Here is a 20,009-nt window from a genome sequence, read left to right as displayed (position 1 = left end):
GGGGGAACTCTGGAGAGGGCGCCCCAATGCAAAACGCCCGCTGCAGTGCAACGGGCGTTTTTCAGAGAGTAAAGATCAGGCTACTCCCCAACTATCAATTTACTTGAGTGTGGATGACTTTGATGCGCGCGGCCGGCGACGACGCATCAAGCCTAACAAACCGAGGCCGCCCAGCAGCATTGCATACGCTTCCGGCTCCGGAACTGCGGAAGTCAGGCTGACTTCCCTGATCCAGGCGAAACTCTCTGGATTATCTGCGAGAAATTCAAACTTATCATTGCCGGTGCCCCGCACGTCAAATTCAAATCTTGGATTAGGGGTCCATGGGTCACCATCGAACAAGGTCGCGATAGTCACGCCATTCCAGACGACAGACTGAGAACCCCTTGAGGAGGTCCAGTCAAAAGAAAGGTGAAGCAGGCCGGTAGCACCGCTGATATGTTGAGACAGCGTTCCGCCGCCGCCCATAAGCCAGTATGTATTGTATGCAAAATAGTAACGTGGGGCAGTCGTTTCCCACCCCCTCTGGCTCACGGTGTAGTAGTAGCCAGGCTCGTCGAACGTGCCATTTGTTATGTATTCGGTAGCGGAGACATGCATGCAGGCAGATAGGAGTGCGAGCAGCGTGAGTATTTTTTTCATTCTTTGACACTTTCTTTTAAAGTTAGCGCAGCACCTGAGAAGTCTGGGCATTCTTAATGATGGGTGCAAGAAAGTCAATTAATTTTTAGGCAATGCGAGGCTGGCCAGAAGTCTTCGATTTGTATGGCAATATCATATTGGCGTCGAACATAAATTCAGTGATGTAGGCTGAGGGTATTTGAAGGTGGGCAAGATTGAGCAATTGCCCGGGCGGCTCGCGCCCGGGCGTCGTGCGGCTTAGCTGCCGACGGTCAGCGTCAGCGTGGTGGCGCTGTAGTTGGGCGTGATGCTGGCGAAGCCGTCGACCGTGATGGTCGTGAACTTGCCCTGCAGGCTGGCCGCCGTGATGACGGTCAGCACGTCACCCGCCTTAGGCTTGTAGCCGTTGACGAATTTCACGCGCAGCGTTCCGCCGGCGATGGTGGCGGTGGTGGACACGGCCAGGCTGCCCTGGCTGCCGGCGGCGCCCAGGTCCAGCTCCAGCGTGGTGCCGCCGCTCAGCTGGGTGTATTTACCGGCGACCTTCAGCGGGGCAGGGGCGTTGGCCACTAGCGTGCCGCCGCTGACGTAGACGTCGCCCGCGCCGAACGCGGCGGCGGAGTCGCCCTGCAGCGTGCCGGCGGTCAGCTCGGTGCCGCCGGTCCAGCTGTTGGCGCCGGCCAGCTTCAGCGTGCCCGTGCCTTGCTTGATCAGCTTGCCTGTTCCGCCGATGTCGTTGCGCCAGCGGTCCACCGCGTTGAAGCCGCCCTTGCCGGCGTCCATGACGATGGTGACGTTGCCGCTGAACGCGCCGTAGCCGTCCGCCGCAGCGAACAGGTTCAAGCGGCCCCAGCCTTCGGCATCATCCATGACCGGATAGCCCGACGGCAGCGCGGTGGTCTTCAGCACCACGCGGCGCTGGGCGTCGCTCAGGTAAGGCTGGCGGGTTTCCAGCAGCACTTCGGCGCCTTTCGGCACGGCGGCGGCGACATTGGTGGCGGCGACCGGCGCGAAGCCGTAGGTGCTGCGGCGCAGGTAGTTGGCCTTGTTGGTGGCGTAGTCGGCAAAGCGGTCATTGGCCGCAGTGCCGGACTGGGCGTAGGCGGCAAAGCTGTCGGCGGTGGTGCCGGTGGCCGCCATCAGCGTGGCGTGCGCCTGGGTGACGGCGGCGGCTTTCCTGGCCGCGTTGGCCGGGTCCGCCAGATTGGCGGCGGCGCTGGCCTGGCCGAGGATGCGGCCGCTCAACACATCCAGCGGCGAGTGCATGCCGGCCAGGATGCGCGATTCGCCCAGTTCGAGGCCGCGGCTCAGCATTTCCTGGAAGCGCTCCGGCACCGCATAGGCCATGGCGACCGCATCGCGCGCGGCTTCGGCCGAGTGGCCGCTGGTGAAGCCGCCGTCGATGGCCGGCGTGCCGCTCTTGGCGGGTACCAGCGTCGGCAATACCTGCACGCTGCTGCTCCAGCGGTAAGGACGGGCGTATTTGTAGAAGCGCTTGGCAGGCTCGGTGGAGGCGTTGCCGCCGACCAGGTTGACCAGATCGACCACGCTGCCGAAGCTGGCGTTGGCGCTGCCGGCGACGCCGGTGTTGTTGCCGCTGTCGTTGTACAGCGCGCTGGTGGCGTCGGCCGCGACCGCGTTGATGCTGGTGGATTGCTGGGCGGCGGTGCGCCAGGCGCCGGTCAGCGGGCCCATGCCGTCGGTGACGCTGTAGCCTTTGCCGCGGCGGTCGTCCAGATAGGCTTGCGTGGCTTGTTCCGCCGTACGGTTGGCGGTGGCTTGGATGACGTAGTCGATATTAGCCTGATGCACGGCGGCGTTGACCACTTTGCCGTCCGGGGTGCCGTCGTTGGGCACGCCGGTCCAGGTGGAGGCGACTACGGCAGGGAAGCCGTCGACTGCGGCTGCGGTGACGCCGGCATCGACGATTTCGGTCAGCGGTTTCCACACATTCAGGAAGCCGCCCAGGATGCGCACGCCGGCGTTGGTGGCCAGCGTTGCGTAGCGGGCGTCGCCGCGCTGGTTGGTGGCGATGGTGTCGACAAAGGCGGTGGCCGATGGCAGCGGCGCCACTTCAGCGGCGCCCTGGTCGGCGGGCGCTGCCGGGATCACCAGCTGTTCTTCGGTGGAGGAGCCGCGGCAGGCGCTCAGGGCCAACCCGATACTCAGGGCCAGGATGTGGGGACGCGATGGAAGCAATTGCATATAAGGACAGTACGATGGTGGAAAACGCACCAAGGTAGAGGCCCCGTATGACAGGGTGGTTACGCAGCGGCCGAAAACGCTGCCTGGCAGAAATATGATCGCTTGATATCGAAAATGATATCGGCGACTGTGCTGGTGCGTTGCTGTGTTTTCTAGCGCTTCAGGTCCAGTCCCAGCGCGGCTTTGCGCAGGCGGCCGTTGCGGCGCAGATAGGCGATGGCGGCGCGCGTGTCGTACATCAGTTGATAGTGGTAGTAGTTGATCTGCTCCAGCACCGCGAGCGTCAGCAAACCATATGACCACGTCAGGTCTTCGGTCGAGGCTGTGGCGTCGCTCATCGCCGCGATGAAAGCGGCCACGGCGGCGATGACCACGAAGTTCGAGTACTTGAAGAAGCGGTACAGCGGCTGGAAATACGCCGGCAATGGCTGGCGCTGCACGACCGACTGCAATTTGAGATGCCAGTACAGCACGCCCTGCAGCAGGATGTAACTGATCAGCACAAGCGCCGCTCCCCGCATCGCCCAGGCGACCGGATCGCCCGACCTCTGCCAGTCGTAGCAGAAGATGACAGGCAAGGCGAAGCTGCATACTGCTTCGGCATTGCGCAGGTAGGTCATCCGGGCGGGTATGGTTTTCATGCGTTGAAATTTTGCTGTGGAATTGCTAACTTTAGCATAGGCCAGGCAATAACAAAAAAGCCAACCGCGAACGGTTGGCTTTTTTGATGAATCTTGGTAGGCCGTGCGGGATTCGAACCTGCGACCAACGGATTAAAAGTCCGCTGCTCTACCAGCTGAGCTAACGACCCAAGGGGCCAGTATGATAATGCGCGGAACGGAATCTGACAAGCTCCAGATGTCGCAGGAAGGCGCGGGCGCCCTTGGCGAGGCGTGCCGGTTAGACATACAATCATGGCCGACTGGGATTTCCGACCCGGATACGATAATCAAGGAAGAATATGACTTTACCGCAATACGTTACGATCAATGGCACGTCCTACGCCTCCGCCAACCTGAACGAAGCTGCCAGGATTCAGGCCGCCAACATCCAGGCCGTCGACGCTGAGCTGGCTCGCCTACAGCAACAAACCGCCTTCGCCCAGACCGCTCGCAACGCCTACGCCAATGCCCTGATTGAGGCGGTCAAAGGCCGTGAGGCCGCTGCCGCTGCCCCTGCAGAGAAACCGAAAAAGCCGCGCGCTCCGCGCAAGCCGAAGGCCGCTGCCGCAGCAGCGTAAATTTTCCTGTGCGTCGAGGGAAACGTCGCGAGCGCACTGCCGCTCGCGACGCGCTATGGCAAATCGCGGGCTGGGCGATGGGCAACAAAAAAGCCCACGAACCGAAGTTGGTGGGCTTTCTTGATGAATCTTGGTAGGCCGTGCGGGATTCGAACCTGCGACCAACGGATTAAAAGTCCGCTGCTCTACCAGCTGAGCTAACGACCCAAAGGTATGACACCTTGGTTTTCTTCGAATGGTAGGCCGTGCGGGATTCGAACCTGCGACCAACGGATTAAAAGTCCGCTGCTCTACCAGCTGAGCTAACGACCCCCGAAGAAGCGAGATTATAGGGGGTAATGAGTCTTGCTGTCAAATACCCCCGGGTAATTATTTGCCGCTGAGGCGTTCTTTTGCCGTCGCTGCTGCCGCCGAGTCAGGATAGGCCTTGATCAGGTCCTGCAGCGTCTTCTTGGAGGCCTTGTCCTTCAGCTCGATCTGGCAGCTGGCGATGTTGAGCATGGCTTCCGGCGCGCGCGGGCTGTCCGGGTAGTTCTTCAACACCAGCAACTGGGCCGAGATCGCCCCCTTGCAGTCGCGCTGCGCGAAGTAGGCGCTGCCCAGGTAGTACTGGGCGTTGGCCGCGTAGCTCGAACCCGGATAGCGCTGCACGAACTCGGTGAACGCCGTGCTGGCCGCCTTGTAGTCGCCCGAGCGGAAGGTTTGCCACGCCGCTTCATAGGTCTTCTGTTCGTTAGGGTCCACCTGCGCGGTCTTGCCGTCGATGGTCACTTCGCGCGGCTCCAGCTTGCGCAGGCGGGCGTCCAGGTCGACGTAGAAATCTTTCTGGCGCTTTTGCGCATTCGCCAGCTCGTTGCTCAGCACTTCGATCTGGCCGCGCAGCTTGGCCACTTCCTGCAGGGTCACTTCGTTTTGATTGATCAGGTCCAGCGTGCTGGACTTGTCGGATTTGGTGTCGATGCGGGCGTTCAGCTCGCTGCGCATGGCTTCGACCTTGGCGCGCAGGTCGAGCAGGGCCTTGCGGGCTTCATCGTCGTCGAACAGCCCGGCATGGGCTTGCAGCGGCAGCCAGGTCAGCGCAGCCAGCAGGGCGGCGCTCAGGCCGGATTTGGAGAGTTTCATCATGTCGGGCGCTTTCACACAAATCTAAAAGGAAACGGGGCGGGGCGCGGTGTTATCCGCGCGCCGCCCCGTATTATGCCTGTGACCCGGCAAAAGGGTAGTGCTTTCGATTACTTGTAGACGATGTCTGCACGACGGTTTTGTGCCCATGCTTCTTCGTTCGAACCGGATGCTTTAGGCTTCTCTTTGCCCAGCGATACGGCTTCGATCTGCGATTCCGGCACGCCCAGCGTGGTCATCGCTTTGCGCACGGCTTCGGCGCGCTTCTGGCCCAGGGCCAGATTGTACTCGGCGCCACCGCGTTCATCGGTGTTACCTTGGATCAGGATCGAGCGGGCTTTGTTCTTGGCCAGGTAGGCCGAGTGGTTTTCCACCACTGGTTTGCCGTCGTCGCGCACGACATAGCTGTCGAAGTCGAAGTAGACGCTGCGGTTGGCCAGCACGCCCTTAGGATCGTCCAGCGGATCGAGCGATTTGGTTTCGACCGGAGCGACGGTACGGGTGTCCGGCTGCGGCTGCGGTTTTTGTTCGACTTGACGCTCTTCCACTTTCGCCGGTTCGGCGATTTTGACCGGGGTCGAGCAGGCGGACAGGATGGCGGCGGTGGTGACGATGAAAGCTAAGCTGCTGAGTTTACGCATTTGATTCTCCTAGTAATGAAGGGTAAAAATTACTGCATGAATGGACCCCAGGTGGGCTCCTTGATGTTGCCCGCCTGTGTGGTCAGGCGTTGCTTCACACGTCCATCCACCGACACCACAGCCAGCGATTTGCGGCCGCCGGCTTGAGTGGCGTACATGATGTATTTGCCGTTCGGGGCAAAGCTTGGATACTGGTCGTCCGTGCTGTCGGACAGGCGCTGCTCCTGGCCGCTGGCCAGGTCCATCGCGTACAGCTGGTAGTTGCCGTCGCGGCGCGAGATGTAGGCCAGCGTCTTGCCGTCGGCCGACACGCGCGGGCTGATGTTGTAGTTGCCGGTGAAGGTGACGCGCTTGGCGTCGCCGCCGTCGCCGTTCATGCGGTAGATCTGCGGGCCGCCGCTGCGGTCGCTCATGAAGTAGATGCTGCCGTCCGGCGCGAAGTTGGCTTCGGAATCGATGCCGGCGCTGTTGGAGACGCGCTTGAGGTTGCCACCGTCGGCGTTGACGGTGTAGATCTGCGTATGGCCGTCCTTGGACAGCGACACCGCCAGCTTGTTGCCGGTCGGCGCCCACACCGGCGACGAGTTGCTGCCTTTTTCGTTGGCGACGACGGTGCGCGCGCGGTTGATCAGGTTCTGCACGTAGACCACCGGCTTCTTCTGTTCGAACGACACATAGGCGACCTTGGTGCCGTCCGGCGACCACGATGGCGAGATGATGGGCTCGTTGGAGCGCAGCGCCATCTGTTCGCCTTCGCCGTCGGCGTCGGCCACCAGCAGTTCGTAGTGGCGCTTGTCGTATTCCTTGACGTAGGCGATGCGGGTCGAGAAGGCGCCGCGGATGCCGGTCAGCTTCAGGTACACATCGTCGGCGATGTTGTGGGCGGTCAGGCGGGTGAACTGCGGCGCGCGCGCCACGTTCAGCTGCGACAGCTCGCTCTGCTTGACGGTGTCGAACAGCTTGTAGCGCACTTCGAAGTCGCCGGCGGCGGACTTGGCGACGGTGCCGACCACCAGCGCGTCGGCGCCCTTGGCTTTCCAGTTGCCGTAGTCGATGTTGCTCATGCTGGTGATGACGCCGGCGTCGATCAGCTTGAAGGCGCCGCTGCGCTCCAGGTCGGCCTTGATGATGGCCGAGATCTGTTGCGGGGCGATGTTTTCGTCGGCAAAGCCGGCCACGGCGACCGGGATCTGGTTGCTGCCGACGCGAATGACTCGATCCGCATCTGCGCGGAGGCGCTACCGGCGACCAGCGCCAGCGTGGCGGAGAGGATTGCTAAGTTCAGGTTTTTCATAATCAGTGCATATCCTTCATGTTGAAATCGGCGACAAACTCGCGCTCTACCGTACCATCTTTTTTCTTCGGCAGTGGTGACGATTTGGCAATCGCGTTTTCAATCGCGCTATCGTAAGCGGCAGAGCCGCTGCTCTTCATCTTGCGCACGCCGATGATTTCACCGGTCGGCAGCTGGGTGATCTGGTAGGTCGCGCTCAGCGTATCGTCGACCGCGCCGTACACCAGGTTGCTCTTGATCTTGGCGCGGATCGCCGCCTGGTAGCCGCCATCGACGCGGCCGCCGGTCGAGGTGGCGGCGGTGCCGGTGCTGCCCTTGGCGGCGTTGCCGGTGATGCGGCTCAGCTCGGCGGCGAAGGCCTTGTCCTTGGCGGCCTTGTCGGCTTTCTCGGCTTTTTCCTTGGCGGCCTTTTCAGCGGCGAGTTTTTTCTTGTCCTTCTCGGCCAGTTCCTTCTTGTCTTTCTCGGCCTGTTCCTTTTCATCCTTCAGCTTTTGCTCGGCGGCCTTCTTGTCGGCCAGTTTCTTCGCTTCCAGCTTGGCCTGCTTCTCGTCGGCTTCCTTCTTCAGCTTGGCTTCCTTGGCCGCTTCGAGTTTTTCCTGTTCGAGCTTCTTCTTCGCCTTCAGGCGTTCGAGGGCGATGTCCGGTTCCTTCGGCGTCGGCGGCGCTTCCACCGGTTTCGGCGGGGCGGCCTTGACCACCGGCTCGGGCTCCGGCTCGGGTTCCGGCTCGGGCTTGACGACGGGCGGGGCCGGCGGCGCGGCGTCCTGCACCTTCATGTCCCAGATCTCGGCCTGTACTTCGGTCGGCTGATTGTTCTGCCAGCTCACGCCCACCCACAGGAACAGCAGCAGCACGGCGTGCATGGCCGCGGCCAGCACGATCGAGCGCCAGCCTTCATTCTGTCGCGGTACTTTGTAGGGGCCGCCTGCTGTTGCGGGTTTCATCGTATGCACTGTGATTTACTTGGTCGACAAGCCGACCCGGTTGATGCCCATCTTCTTCGCTTCCGAGATCAGCTGGATCACGTCGTCGTACTTGCTTTCCTTGTCGCCGGCGATCAGCACCGGATAGTCCGGGTGGTCGCCGTGGATGGCGCGCAGCTTCTTGACCAGGGCGTCGCGGTTGGGCGCGGTTTCCGGCGCCTCTTCGCCCTTGCCCTTGACGCCGATCGACAGCGCGCCGTTGGGCTTGATCACCACCTGCACATAGTCGCTTGGCGGCTTGGTGGATTTTTCCGCGCTCGGCAGGTCGACCAAGCTCGGGTCGTTCGCCGACGGCATCACCATGAAGATAATCAGCAGCACCAGCATCACGTCGATGTAGGGCACGACGTTGATCTCGGACTTGAACTTGCGGCCGCGGCCGCCGCGCATGCTGCTGGAGAAAGAGGAAGCCATGATTGCTCTGCCTTCTTAACGCGACTGACGTTGCAGGATGTTGGAGAACTCTTCGACAAAGCTTTCGAAGCGGATCGCCAGGCGGTCGATATCGTGCGAAAAACGGTTGTACGCGACCACGGCCGGGATCGCCGCGAACAGGCCGATGGCGGTGGCGATCAGCGCCTCGGCAATGCCGGGGGCGACTGCTGCCAGCGTGGCCTGCTGCACATTGGCCAGGCCGCGGAAGGCGTTCATGATGCCCCACACGGTGCCCAGCAGGCCGATGTACGGCGACACCGAGCCGACCGAGGCCAGGAAGGCCAGGTGCGATTCCAGCACATCCATCTCGCGCTGGAAGGCGGCGCGCATGGCGCGGCGGGCGCCGTCCAGGATGGCGCCGTGGTCCATGGCTTCGCGGGCCGAGGTGTAGGCGGCCTTGCTCTTGATGAACTCGCCCATGCCGGCCTCGAAGATGCGTGCCAGCGGGCCGCTGTTGGCGCGGTCCTTGCCGGCGTTCTGGTGCAGCGCGTGCAGGTTGCCGCCGGCCCAGAAGGTTTTCTCGAATTCGATGGTCAGGCGGCGCGCCGAACGCACGGCGAACATCTTGCTGAAGATGTAGGTCCAGCTGGTGAGCGAAATGACGAACAGCAGCGCCATGATCAACTGCACGATCAGGTGCGCGTTGGTGATGAGGGACAGGAAGGAGAGGTCTTGGGTGACGTTCATGTATGTGTTCAGTCTGTTTTAATGGTACTACGCATTTTTTCAGCAACCGCTGGCGGCACGGCGCGCGGACTCAGGTCCGAACCGACGCAGCCGACCTTGACGCGGGCGGTGTTCAGCAAACGTTCGCCACACCACGCCTGCTGCACAAACTGGATCGAGGCGCGGCCTAACTTTTCGATACTAAGTGTTAATTTTAGTTCATCGTCCAACTTGGCAGGCGCATGATACTCCGCGCTGACGCTTTTGACGACGAACAAGACGTCATGTTCTTGCAGTAAAGCGTGCTGTTCGACATGGATGGCGCGCAGCCATTCGGTGCGGGCGCGCTCAAAGAATTTGAGGTAGTTTGCGTAATAGACGATACCGCCGGCGTCGGTGTCTTCGTAGTAGACCCGTACGTTCCAGATAAACTCTGCTGGCATGTTATTTTGACTACTAGTGAGATTGAGCAACATTCTACGCGATTTTATTGTTTTGGTTGAAGCTTGGACGGGGTAATTCACGTCAAATCCGATCTTTGTGCGGATTTTTCAACTGGCGCGCAAAAGATTGCACTTACAACAGTAAAGCGTTTTCCCGGCAACTTGCCAAGGATTGTAACAACCGCTTACGAATCGCTTCAGGAATGAAACACCCCCGCACGGCGATAACGCGCCGGGGTCGGACCCCGCATGGGGTTCGACCCCTCCGTTCCCGGGGGTTACAGATTGCGCTTGATCGCCAGCGGGCCGTAGCCCTGGCAGGTCGGCATCATTTCGATGCGGTTGATGTTGATGTGGGCCGGCAGGGTGGCGATCCAGTAGGCGGTGTTGGCGATGTCTTCGGCCGTCAGCGGCTCCGTGCCTTCGTAAACCTTGGCCGCCGCCGCGTCGTTGCCCTTCAGGCGCACGTTGGAGAACTCGGTGCCGCCGCACAGGCCGGGCGCCAGGTTGGTGGCGCGCACGCCGGTGCCGACCAGGTCGGCCCGCAGGTTCAGCGTGAACTGTTCGACGAAGGCCTTGGTGGCGCCGTAGACGTTGCCGCCAGGGTAGGGCGTGTCGCCCGCCACCGAGCCCAGGTTGATAACGGTGCCGCTGCCGCGCGCCACCATGCCCGGCAGGATGGCGCGGGTCATGGCGACCAGGCCGCTGCAATTGGTGGCGATCATGGTGTCCCAGTCTTCCAGCGACGATTCGTGCGCCGGCGTGACGCCCAGCGCCAGGCCGGCATTGTTGATCAGCACGTCGATCTGCGACCACTCGGCCGGCAGGCTGTCCAGCGCGCCCTTGATCGAGGCCTTGTCGGTGACATCGAGCACGATGGGGCGGGCGGCCGCGCCCAGCTCGGCCGCCAGGGCTTGCAGGCGGTCTTCGCGGCGGCCGCTGATCAGGACCTTGTGGCCGTTCTGGACGAAAGTGCGCGCCATGGCGGCGCCGAAGCCGGCGGTGGCGCCGGTGATGAAGACGATCATGTTCTATCCTTGCGGTGAGATGTAAGCCAGAGTGGAAACGATAGCCAAGTGTAGCCGAAATGGCAGTATGGCTTATCTCTCCCATCAAAATCGGCATAAGATTGCCTTTTAAGCAATCATTTCCTTGCTCAAATCTGGCGCATAAATTACAATCGGGCTTCCATTACGTCTCACGTAACTGGCGAAAAGCTCCGATAGTCACCATTTTGGTGCGTGGTGATCGGTCAGCGAAAGGTGGGCATCCACCGGGAAACGTGAGATTTCAACAGCCGTTCGCCTGGGCAGCCATCGATGGAAATGCACGAAGAGGCTGCCTGTCCGCTATCGGCTTCCCTCATTCGATCCAACCTGCCAGTAACAAGTTACTCAATTTGATTGGAGTTTTTACATGTTCGCAAAAGATCACACCCTCGCCAGCGTTGACCCGGAATTGTTCGGCGCGATTCAAAAGGAAAACACCCGTCAGCACGATCACATCGAACTGATCGCGTCGGAGAACTATACCTCGCCAGCCGTGATGGAAGCGCAGGGTTCCCAGCTGACCAATAAATACGCCGAAGGCTACCCGGGCAAGCGCTACTACGGCGGTTGCGAGTATGTCGACGTCGTCGAGCAACTGGCGATCGACCGCGTCAAGCAGCTGTTCGGCGCGGAAGCGGCCAACGTGCAGCCGAACTCGGGCTCGCAAGCCAACCAGGGCGTGTTCTTCGCCGTGCTCAAACCAGGCGACACCATCATGGGCATGTCGCTGGCCGAAGGCGGCCACCTGACCCACGGCATGCCGCTCAATATGTCCGGCAAATGGTTCAACGTGGTTTCCTACGGCCTGACCGCCGAGGAAGACATCGACTACGTCGCCATGGAAGCGCTGGCCAAGGAACACAAGCCTAAGCTGATCATCGCCGGCGCGTCGGCCTTCTCGAAAAAGATCGACTTCGAGCGTTTCGCCGCCGTCGCCAAAGCCGTTGGCGCTTACTTCATGGTCGACATGGCGCACTACGCCGGCCTGATCGCAGCCGGCCTGTACCCTAACCCTGTGCCGCACGCCGACTTCGTCACCTCGACCACGCACAAATCGCTGCGCGGCCCACGCGGCGGCATCATCCTGATGAAGGCCGAGCACGAGAAGATCATCAACTCGGCTATCTTCCCAGGCATCCAAGGCGGCCCGCTGATGCACGTCATCGCCGGCAAGGCTGTCGCGTTCAAGGAAGCGCTGACGCCTGAGTTCAAGGCTTACCAGCAACAAGTCGTCATCAACGCCGACGTGCTGGCCAAGACCCTGATCAAGCGCGGCCTGCGCATCGTCTCCGGCGGCACCGAGTCGCACGTGATGCTGGTGGACCTGCGTCCTAAGAACCTGACCGGCAAGGAAGCGGAAGCGATCCTGGGCGCGGCCCACATGACCTGCAACAAGAACGGCATCCCCAACGATCCGCAGAAGCCGTTCGTGACTTCGGGCATCCGCCTGGGTTCGCCTGCCTTCACCACCCGCGGCTTCAAGGAAGCGGAAGCGGAACAAGTCGGCAACCTGATCGCGGACGTGCTGGACAACCCGCACGACGCCGCGACCATCGACCGCGTGAAAGCGGCCGTGAAGGTTCTGGCTGACAAGTTCCCTGTCTACGCCAAGTAATCTGCAGTACCGCGACGCCGGCGTGTGCCGGTGTCGCGTCACCGAATAGCGCCCATATGAAATGTCCGTTTTGCCAGCATGAAGATACCCAGGTTCTCGATACGCGTGTATCCGAGGAAGGGGATTCGATACGCCGGCGCCGGCGCTGCGGTAAATGCGATAAACGATTTACCACGTATGAGCGCATCGAACTGGTGATGCCGTATGTGGTCAAGAAGAACGGCAGCCGCACCGAGTATGCGTCCGCCAAACTGCGCGGCAGCCTGACGCTGGCCTTGCGCAAACGTCCCGTGGCGGCGCCCGCCGTCGACGCGGCGATATTGTCGATCGAAGAAAAACTGCTGACCAGCGGCCAGCGCGAAGTCGACACCGGCTACATCGGCGAGCTGGTGATGCAGGAGTTGAAGCGTCTCGACAAGATCGCGTATATCCGCTTTGCATCGGTGTATAAAAACTTCGAAGACCTGGCCGAGTTCCAGGACGCGATTGCCGAAGTCGGGCAGGAACGCAAGCCGCGCAAGGCCTAGTTTCCCGCCGGTCTACGGCTGGCGCACCTTTGATACACCTCATACCCACGACAGTAGCCACTGCTAACTTCTAGCTCAGTCTTGTCGACTTGCGGAGGTGTGCCATGCGCACGCGCATTAACATGCGGGGCTTTACGCTGCTGGAGATACTGGTCGCCGTGCTGTTGCTGTCGGTCGGCATCGTCGGCGGCGTGGCGATGCAGCTGTCCGCGCTGCGTGCGCGGCATCAGGCGGCGTTGTTGTCGCAGGCGGCCTACGTTGCCGCAGGCCTGGCCGAACGCATGCGCGCCAACGCCGTGCAAATGCGCCTGGCCGATGGCGCCAATCCCTATCTGACCTTGGATTACGATGCGCTGGCCGAGCCGCTCCCGCCGGCGCCGTCGTCGCTGTGCTACGGCGCCGTGTGCGACGCCATGCAATTGGCGATGTTCGATCTGTACGAAGCCAAAATGCAGGTCGGTATGTATCTGCCCGCCGGCCGCATACGGGTGTGCCGCGACAGCGGCGCCACCTTGCGCTGGGCTTGCGGCGGCAGTGCGGGGGCGCCGGTGGTGGTCAAGGTGGGATGGCACGATAAAAATCCCGATGGCACGCCGCGCAAGGACGCCGGCGGCGAGTTCGCGCCCGCCATGGCCTACGCCGTGGGAGCGACGCGATGAGCGCGCGGCCTGTATCTGCGGGCGGTTGGACCGTGATCGAGTTCGCCATTGCGCTGGTGCTGGGCTTGATCGTGGCCTTGCTGGCCTGCGGCTTGCTGCTGTCGGCCGGCAGCGGCTATCGCAACCACAGCGACAATGTCGGCCTCAACGACGGCGGCCGTCATGCGCTAGACATCATGGCGCGGGCGATACGGCAAGGCGCCTACATCAACTGGGACAGCAAGGCTGCGCCCGTCGAGCTGGATGACGCCGCGCCGGCGCCGGTCGCCGGCCTGGATGCCCGCAGCATCGGCCACGGCAGTGCCGATATTTCGGAGCTGTTGCCCGCAGTGGCGCATGGCAGCGATGTGTTGGCATTGCGCTTTTCCGGCTCGGGCGAGGGCGGCAATGGCGATGGCTCCAGCCTCAATTGCGCCGGCTTTGGCGTCGCCGCTCCGCACGACGAGGATGGCCGTGGCTGGAGCATTTTCTACGTGGCGGCCAATGGCGACGGCGAGGCCGAGTTGCGCTGCAAATATCGCGGCGCATCCGGCTGGGGCGCGGACGCCATCGTGCGCGGCGTCGATTCGTTCCAGGTGCTGTATGGCGTGGACACCGATACGCCAGCCGACAACATTCCCAATGCCTATGTCAACGCCCGCGGCGTCGATGCGATGGATGGCGCGCTGGTGCTGTCGGGCGCGACGCCGGGCGAGCGCCTGCGCGATTTGCGCCGCAAGACTTTCTGGAAGCGCGTCTGCAGCGTCAAGGTGGCCTTGCTGCTGCACGGGGACAGCAACACGCGCGCCGACACGGTGGCGACGCGTTTCGATCTGTTCGGTCCGGCGTATTCCGAAGCGCATGGCGATGACGAGGGCGTGCGTGTCACGGAGGCGGGCTTGCCGTCGGCGCAGCGCGCGCGGGCGCGCAGGGTGGTGGGCATGACGGTGGCGTTGCGCAATCGGGGTGGCTAGATCATGGCGGTTCAACGGCAGCGCGGTGTGGTGGTGTTGATGTGCCTGATGATGATGCTACTGGCGATGTTGCTGGGCGTCTCGGCGGCGCAGATGAGCTTGCAGGGCGAGAAGGCCGCGCGGGGCGAGCGGGATCGGGACGTGGCGTTTCAGGCGGCGGAGGATGCCTTGGCGGATGCGGAGAACGATATTCAGGATGGCGCGGGCGAGGTCAGCGCCTGCGATGCGCCGCCGGTCTGGCAGCGGGTGGATTTGTCCGGTGTGGAGGACGGCGGCGCGTGCACGCTCGGCTACGGCGCGCATACCGGGGCGGCGATGCTGACGGCTAAAGGCGTGCTGCCGTTCAAGAAGCCGCGCTATGTGGTGGAGCGGATGGCGTGCCATCAGCCGGGCGAGGATGCGTCGGCAGGCGCGGCGGTTGCGCATTGCTATCGCGTGACGGTGATCGGCTTCGGCACGCGGCCGGCCACGGAGATAGTCTTGCAAACCGTGTACAGCAAGGTGGAGTGAGGAGGCGATATGCGAGTTGCGAGCGATGGTCCGCCGCCAGGGCACGGCCGGCGATGGTTGTGGATGGCGACGCGCGTGTTGTTGTGGCTGTTGCTTGGCTCCTTGCTGATGCTGCTGCCGATGTTGGCGGCGGGCGTGCGCGCCGCGCCGCCGGTGCTCGCTCTGGCGAGCGAGCCGCTCGCTGCCGCGTGCCGGCCGGCCTCGCCGGGCGGGGCGCGAGTTGCAGGCGCATCGCTGTTGGCGGTGGTGCCCGCTGGCGCGTCCGCCGCACCCGCGACATCGGCCGGCGACCTGTTCGGCGCGACGCTGGACGCGGGAGACTGGGGCGGGCACTTTGAGCGCTTTGCCTTGCCCGCGCCGGACCTCGCGCTGCCGCCTTCGGCCGCCGCGTTGTGGGATGCGGGTGCGCTCCTGACCGGCAGGGCCGGGCGCGCGCCGTCACCGGAGCCGGATGCGCGCAAGGTGTACACGGCCGTCGTGCAGGCCGATGGCAAACTGGCCGGCATCCCGTTTTCCTGGGGCGCCATGTCGGATGCGCAGCGCGCGTTGCTTGATCGACCGCCGCGTGCAGCCGCCGCTGACGGGCTGGGCGAGCGTCGTGTCGCCTATCTGCGCGGCGAGCGCGGCGATGAGGGGGCGCTGTTCCGTCGCCGCACCAGCGTACTTGGAGATTCCATCAACAGCACGCCCGTGCTGGTGGGGCCGCCATCGGGCAACTCGCCGGACGCCGACTATCTTGCCTTCCGCGAACGCCACAAAAGCCGCCGCCCTGTGATCTACCTCGGCGCCAATGACGGCATGCTGCACGCTTTCGATGTCGGCAATGGTGGCGAACTCTACGCCTATGTTCCTGACGCCCTGATGTCCACGCTCCAGCGCCTGCCCGGCGTCGACTATGTGCATCGCCCCTATGTCGATGGCCCTGCCGGCAGCGGCGACGCGCTAATCGCGGGGAATTGGCGCACGGTGCTCGTCTCGGCGATGGGCGGCGGTGCGCAAGGCCTGTTCGCGCTGGATATCACCGATCCCGAAGCGTTGGACGAGCATGCCGTACTCTGGGAGTTTACCGACCGCGACGATCCCATGATGGGCAACATCACGACGCTGCCGCAGGTCATCAAGGTGCGCACGGGGCGTGGCGCGGGTGTGGCGACTTACCGCTACTTTGCCGTCGCCTCCAGCGGTCTGAACAACTACGTCCGCGACGGCCACCTGAGCAGCGCAGGCAAGGGCGCATTATTCCTGCTGGCGTTGGACAAGGAACACGATGCGCCGTGGCGCTTGAACGTCAACTACTTCCGTCTGGTCACGCCGATATCCGAGCCAGCCATGGCCAACGGTCTGAGCGCTCCGGCGTTGATCGCCGACCGCGACGGCGCGCTGAACTACGCCTACGCCGGCGACCTGCAAGGCAATCTGTGGCGCTTCGATTTCAACAGTTGGCCGGGCGCGGCGGCCAAGGCGCTGTTCGTCGCCCGCGATGGCGACGGCAAGCGCCAGCCTGTCGCGCAGCAACCGATGGTGGCCTACGCGTCGGGCGGCGGCTACCTGATCCTGTTCGGCACCGGCAGCCTGCTCGACAGGAGCGATCTGGCGGCGGCCAGCTTCGCCACCCAATCGTTCTATGCCATCCATGACAGCCTGTCCGTGCCCATGGATGCCGTCACCGGCCGTAGCCAGCTCACCGAGCGCGTGCTGGCGGCGTCAGGCGGCGATCTGCTGAGCATCGGCGGCGGCACGATGGAGGCGGGCAGCAAAGGCTGGTATGTCGACTTTTTGCAGTCCGCGCGCACGGGGGAGCGCAGCATTGGCGGCGGCAGGCTGGTTGGCGGTGCGGTAGTTTTCAACACTTTGCTGCCCGGCGCGGACAAGTGCGATGCGTCGCGCAGCCGAAGCTATGTGCTGCAAGCGTTGAGCGGCTTGCCGGGCGGGCTCAGTGCGGCCAGTGTCGCGCCGGCCGCGCCCATCGTCGGCGTACTGCAATCGACTTACTCTGCCGTGCCGTCGCTTGTGCAGCAGGCGGCAAGCCCCGGTGCGCCCGATCCGACCGGACAGGTCGTGGTGGAGAAGGGCTACGCAGTCGTCAACGCGTCGGCGCACGAGACTGCGGTGGTCGGCAGCGCCAAGGTGCGCTTGCGATCCGGCCGGCTTAGTTGGCGCGAGGTAGCCAATTGGCGCGAGCTGCACGAGGCCGTCAAATGAGGCGCGCCCACGACCCTGCGTTCAGCATGATCGAGCTGTTGATCGTGCTGGCGATACTGTCCGTGCTGGCCGCGCAGCTGCTGCCCAGCTTCCGGCAGCACGTGATACGCTCGCGCCGCTCCGAAGCGCAGGCCGCGCTGCTGCAACTGATGCAGCAGGAAGAGCGCTACTACACGCAGACCAATACCTACATCGCCTTCTCGTCCGGCGCAAGCGACCCGGAAGCGCACCAGTTCAAATGGTGGAGCAGCAACGGTGCAGCGACCAGCGCTTATGAAATCGAAGGCAAGGCCTGCGACGGCGAGCTGATCTCCCAGTGCGTGCAACTGATCGCCACGCCGGGCACCGCGCTGGTCGATGCCAGTTTCCGCGACGAGGATTGCCGGCAGCTCAAGCTGACCAGCAGCGGCTTGCGCCTCGCCACCGGGCCGGCCGTCCGCTGCTGGCCGTGAGGCGCGCACGATGCCTGGACTAGCCACCCGCCGCGGCCACACGCTGACCGAGCTGCTGGTCGTGCTTGCGCTGGCGACGCTGCTGTTCGGCGTTGCCGTGCCCAGCTATCAGGCCGCGCTCAAGCGCCAGCAACTGCGGATCGCCGTCAACGACCTGGTCGCCGCCATCAACCTGACCCGTTCGCATGCAATGGCGCGCGGCGGCAAGGTGCTGCTGGCGCCGCTGGAGGCTTCCGGCACCTCGTGGCGCCAGGGCTGGGCCGTGTTTATCGACGATAATGGCAACCGCCGCCCCGATCCCGGCGAGCGGCTGCTGTTCCAGCACGGCGCCATCGCCGAGGGTATCGTCGTCGCGTCCGTCTTCTCGTCCGGTGCGGCGCCGCTCTACCTTGCTTATAATGCTGCAGGGCGTGCTTGCAGCGCCAGCAACAGCCTGGCGGCGCGCTGGGGTACGCTGTCGCTGACGCAGGGCGAGAACGTGCGCAACATCAAAATCAATATGCTGGGCCGGGTGCGCGTGTGCGATCCGGCAGTGGACGGCGCAAGCTGCGCCAGCGCGACTGAATAAGGACAACGTGAACATCAGCAACGATCTCGAAGGCATGGCGCTGGCGCTGGAATGGGCCGCGCAAGGGCTGTACACGACGTCGCCGAATCCGCACATCGGCTGCGTGATCGTGCGCGACGGGCAGGTGATCGGCGCCGGCGTCACGCAGCAGGCCGGCAGCGACCACGCGGAAATCCAGGCGCTGAAGGATGCGCAGGCGCGCGGCCACGACGTGCGCGGCGCCACCGCCTACGTCACGCTGGAACCGTGCAACCACCACGGCCGCACGCCGCCCTGCTCGGACGCGCTGGTGCGCGCCGGCCTGGGCCGCGTGGTGGCGGCGATGGAAGATCCGAATCCGCTGGTGGCCGGGCAGGGCATGGCCAAGCTGGCCGCCGCCGGCATCGAGATCAGCACCGGCCTGCTGGCCGAGCAGGCGTACGAACTGAACATCGGCTTCTTCTCGCGCATGACGCGCGGCCTGCCGTGGGTGCGCATGAAGTCCGCCGCCAGCCTGGACGGCATGACGGCGCTGCACAACGGCGTCAGCCAATGGATCACCGGACCGGAGGCCCGCGCCGACGGCCATGCTTGGCGCGCGCGCGCCTGCGCCATCCTGACCGGCATCGGCACCGTCAAGGCCGATGATCCGCAGCTCAACGTGCGCGCGGTGGCGACGCCGCGCCAGCCGCGCCGCATCGTGGTCGACAGCAAGCTCGATATCGATCCGGCCGCCAAGGTCTTGCAGGGGGGCGGAACGTGGATCGCGGCGGCGGTGAGCGATCCGGAAAAGGAAGCGGCGTTGCGCGCCGTGGGCGCCGAGATCATCCTGCTGCCCAATGCCTCCGGCAAGGTCGACCTGCCCGAGCTGATGCGCGAACTGGGCCGGCGCCAGATCAACGAGCTGCACGTCGAAGCGGGCGGCAAGCTGAACGGCTCGCTGATCCGCGAGGGCTGCGTGGACGAGCTGCTGGTCTACCTGGCGCCGACCTTGCTGGGCGATGCGCAGGGCATGTTCGCCTTGCCGGCGTTGACCGACCTGTCGCGCAAGCAGCTTTTGAAATTTCACGAGGTTAAGCAGATCGGCGAAGATTTGCGTATCCTTGCACGATTCACTCATCAATAAGAGCACTCACATGTTTACTGGAATTGTCGCCGCTATCGGCAAAATTGAATCCGTCAAGCCACTCGAAGGTGGTTCGTTCGCGGGCGTGCGCCTGAACATCCACGCCGGCGGCCTGCCGCTGGCCGACGTCGCGCTGGGCGATTCGATCGCCATCAACGGCGCCTGCATGACCGTGGTGGAGAAGGACGACAGCAGCTTCCGCGTCGATGTCTCGCGCGAGAGCCTGAACTGCACCGTCGGCCTCGACACGCTGACCGAAGTGAATCTGGAAAAAGCGCTGACGCTCAATGAGCGCCTGGGCGGCCATCTGGTGTCCGGCCATGTGGACGGCCTCGGCGTGGTGCGCAAGTTCGAAGCGGTGGGCGAGTCGTGGGAGCTGGTGATCGAAGCGCCGCACGAGCTGGCCAAGTTCCTGGCGTTCAAGGGCTCCATCGTCGTCAACGGCGTGTCGCTGACGGTGAACCGCGTGACCGACATCGGCACCGGCAAGGATCTGGTCTGCCAGTTCTCGATCAACCTGATCCCGCACACCATCGCCATGACCACGCTCAAGCACCTGGTCGTGGGCAAGCAGGTCAATCTGGAGATCGACCTGATCGCCCGCTACGTCGAGCGCATGGTGTCGGTCGGCGCCGCCGACAAGTAAGGGCCTCGCAACGTCCGGCGATCCGGGCGTTGACAGCGCCTCAGGCCTCGACTAGTATACCTACCAACTAGTC

Annotated in this window: 20 protein-coding genes, 3 tRNA genes, 2 pseudogenes and 1 riboswitch; of the genes and pseudogenes, 11 read left to right on the top strand and 14 right to left on the bottom strand. The window is 63.5% G+C overall.

The genetic code is table 11. The features are described from left to right. Positions 1–99 precede the first annotated feature (99 nt). From DUGA2_RS35045 to DUGA2_RS29755, 4 genes and pseudogenes are all read right to left on the bottom strand, one after another. Positions 100–222, bottom strand: a pseudogene (locus tag DUGA2_RS35045) (PEP-CTERM sorting domain-containing protein); the annotation flags it as partial. Between the two features lie 657 nt (positions 223–879). Next, positions 880–2,826 (bottom strand): phosphatase PAP2 family protein, encoded by a 1,947-nt coding sequence (locus DUGA2_RS29765; protein ID WP_070272959.1) that lies wholly within the window; start codon positions 2,824–2,826, stop codon positions 880–882. Positions 2,827–2,978: 152 nt separating this feature from the next. Further along, positions 2,979–3,467, bottom strand: a complete 489-nt coding sequence (locus DUGA2_RS29760; RefSeq protein ID WP_141753423.1) for a hypothetical protein — start codon at positions 3,465–3,467, stop codon at positions 2,979–2,981. A gap of 94 nt (positions 3,468–3,561) precedes the next feature. Next, a tRNA-Lys gene (locus DUGA2_RS29755) sits at positions 3,562–3,637 on the bottom strand. A gap of 150 nt (positions 3,638–3,787) precedes the next feature. Here DUGA2_RS29755 and DUGA2_RS29750 point away from each other — a divergent pair. Next, complete coding sequence (locus DUGA2_RS29750; RefSeq protein WP_070272957.1) at positions 3,788–4,066, top strand: DUF6447 family protein; 279 nt, start codon at positions 3,788–3,790, stop codon at positions 4,064–4,066. Between the two features lie 131 nt (positions 4,067–4,197). Here the strand turns inward: DUGA2_RS29750 and DUGA2_RS29745 are convergent. The 10 genes and pseudogenes from DUGA2_RS29745 to DUGA2_RS29700 form a co-directional block, all read right to left on the bottom strand. Then, positions 4,198–4,273: transfer RNA gene (locus tag DUGA2_RS29745), tRNA-Lys, on the bottom strand. 29 nt (positions 4,274–4,302) lie between these two features. Continuing rightward, positions 4,303–4,378, bottom strand: a tRNA-Lys gene (locus DUGA2_RS29740). 57 nt (positions 4,379–4,435) lie between these two features. Beyond that, complete coding sequence (ybgF, locus tag DUGA2_RS29735; RefSeq protein ID WP_070272956.1) at positions 4,436–5,191, bottom strand: tol-pal system protein YbgF; 756 nt, start codon at positions 5,189–5,191, stop codon at positions 4,436–4,438. 107 nt (positions 5,192–5,298) lie between these two features. Beyond that, on the bottom strand, positions 5,299–5,829 hold the full coding sequence (pal, locus tag DUGA2_RS29730; RefSeq protein ID WP_008446706.1) for a peptidoglycan-associated lipoprotein Pal: 531 nt from the start codon (positions 5,827–5,829) through the stop codon (positions 5,299–5,301). Positions 5,830–5,858: 29 nt separating this feature from the next. Then, positions 5,859–7,123 (bottom strand): annotated as a pseudogene (gene tolB / locus DUGA2_RS29725) (Tol-Pal system beta propeller repeat protein TolB). A 2-nt stretch (positions 7,124–7,125) separates the two neighbouring features. Next, positions 7,126–8,067: a cell envelope integrity protein TolA gene (gene tolA / locus DUGA2_RS29720; RefSeq protein WP_070272955.1), complete on the bottom strand. Its 942-nt coding sequence runs from the start codon at positions 8,065–8,067 to the stop codon at positions 7,126–7,128. Positions 8,068–8,082: 15 nt separating this feature from the next. Beyond that, positions 8,083–8,520, bottom strand: coding sequence for an ExbD/TolR family protein (locus DUGA2_RS29715; protein WP_070272954.1), 438 nt, complete (start codon positions 8,518–8,520; stop codon positions 8,083–8,085). Positions 8,521–8,535: 15 nt separating this feature from the next. Further along, positions 8,536–9,228, bottom strand: coding sequence for a protein TolQ (gene tolQ, locus DUGA2_RS29710; protein ID WP_070272953.1), 693 nt, complete (start codon positions 9,226–9,228; stop codon positions 8,536–8,538). A gap of 8 nt (positions 9,229–9,236) precedes the next feature. Beyond that, a complete protein-coding gene (gene ybgC, locus DUGA2_RS29705; RefSeq protein WP_008446717.1) occupies positions 9,237–9,650 on the bottom strand; it encodes a tol-pal system-associated acyl-CoA thioesterase in 414 nt (137 codons plus the stop codon). 278 nt (positions 9,651–9,928) lie between these two features. After that, positions 9,929–10,678: an SDR family NAD(P)-dependent oxidoreductase gene (locus tag DUGA2_RS29700; RefSeq protein WP_070272952.1), complete on the bottom strand. Its 750-nt coding sequence runs from the start codon at positions 10,676–10,678 to the stop codon at positions 9,929–9,931. A 164-nt stretch (positions 10,679–10,842) separates the two neighbouring features. Beyond that, a riboswitch (ZMP/ZTP riboswitch) is annotated at positions 10,843–10,968 on the top strand. A gap of 98 nt (positions 10,969–11,066) precedes the next feature. Between DUGA2_RS29700 and glyA the strand changes: the two genes are divergently transcribed. The 10 genes from glyA to DUGA2_RS29650 all read left to right on the top strand — a co-directional run bounded on the left by glyA (position 11,067) and on the right by DUGA2_RS29650 (position 19,936). Beyond that, entirely contained in the window at positions 11,067–12,314 is a 1,248-nt protein-coding gene (gene glyA / locus DUGA2_RS29695; protein ID WP_070272951.1) for a serine hydroxymethyltransferase, read from the top strand. A 56-nt stretch (positions 12,315–12,370) separates the two neighbouring features. Beyond that, a complete protein-coding gene (nrdR, locus tag DUGA2_RS29690) occupies positions 12,371–12,841 on the top strand; it encodes a transcriptional regulator NrdR (RefSeq protein WP_070272950.1) in 471 nt (156 codons plus the stop codon). Positions 12,842–12,945: 104 nt separating this feature from the next. Beyond that, on the top strand, positions 12,946–13,500 hold the full coding sequence (gene pilV, locus DUGA2_RS29685) for a type IV pilus modification protein PilV (protein ID WP_070272949.1): 555 nt from the start codon (positions 12,946–12,948) through the stop codon (positions 13,498–13,500). Beyond that, positions 13,497–14,453 (top strand): PilW family protein, encoded by a 957-nt coding sequence (locus DUGA2_RS29680; RefSeq protein WP_070272948.1) that lies wholly within the window; start codon positions 13,497–13,499, stop codon positions 14,451–14,453. The genes pilV and DUGA2_RS29680 overlap by 4 nt, the downstream gene beginning before the upstream one ends. A gap of 3 nt (positions 14,454–14,456) precedes the next feature. Then, positions 14,457–14,963 carry a PilX N-terminal domain-containing pilus assembly protein gene (locus DUGA2_RS29675; protein ID WP_070272947.1) on the top strand — a complete coding sequence of 169 codons (507 nt, stop codon included), beginning with the start codon at positions 14,457–14,459 and terminating at the stop codon, positions 14,961–14,963. Between the two features lie 63 nt (positions 14,964–15,026). Next, a complete protein-coding gene (locus DUGA2_RS29670; RefSeq protein ID WP_229214799.1) occupies positions 15,027–17,165 on the top strand; it encodes a pilus assembly protein in 2,139 nt (712 codons plus the stop codon). Continuing rightward, complete coding sequence (locus tag DUGA2_RS29665) at positions 17,162–17,617, top strand: type IV pilin protein (protein ID WP_070272945.1); 456 nt, start codon at positions 17,162–17,164, stop codon at positions 17,615–17,617. Before DUGA2_RS29670 ends, DUGA2_RS29665 begins: the two co-directional genes overlap by 4 nt. A gap of 10 nt (positions 17,618–17,627) precedes the next feature. Continuing rightward, a complete protein-coding gene (locus DUGA2_RS29660; protein ID WP_070272944.1) occupies positions 17,628–18,185 on the top strand; it encodes a GspH/FimT family pseudopilin in 558 nt (185 codons plus the stop codon). Positions 18,186–18,192: 7 nt separating this feature from the next. Further along, entirely contained in the window at positions 18,193–19,290 is a 1,098-nt protein-coding gene (gene ribD, locus DUGA2_RS29655; protein ID WP_070272943.1) for a bifunctional diaminohydroxyphosphoribosylaminopyrimidine deaminase/5-amino-6-(5-phosphoribosylamino)uracil reductase RibD, read from the top strand. 10 nt (positions 19,291–19,300) lie between these two features. Beyond that, on the top strand, positions 19,301–19,936 hold the full coding sequence (locus DUGA2_RS29650) for a riboflavin synthase (RefSeq protein WP_070272942.1): 636 nt from the start codon (positions 19,301–19,303) through the stop codon (positions 19,934–19,936). Positions 19,937–20,009: the final 73 nt, after the last annotated feature.

The sequence above is a fragment of the Duganella sp. HH101 genome (assembly GCF_001758795.1).
Lineage (GTDB): Bacteria > Pseudomonadota > Gammaproteobacteria > Burkholderiales > Burkholderiaceae_D > Rugamonas > Rugamonas rivuli.
Note: the sequence above shows the minus strand (reverse complement) of the source record. Positions and strands in the feature narration are given on the sequence as shown.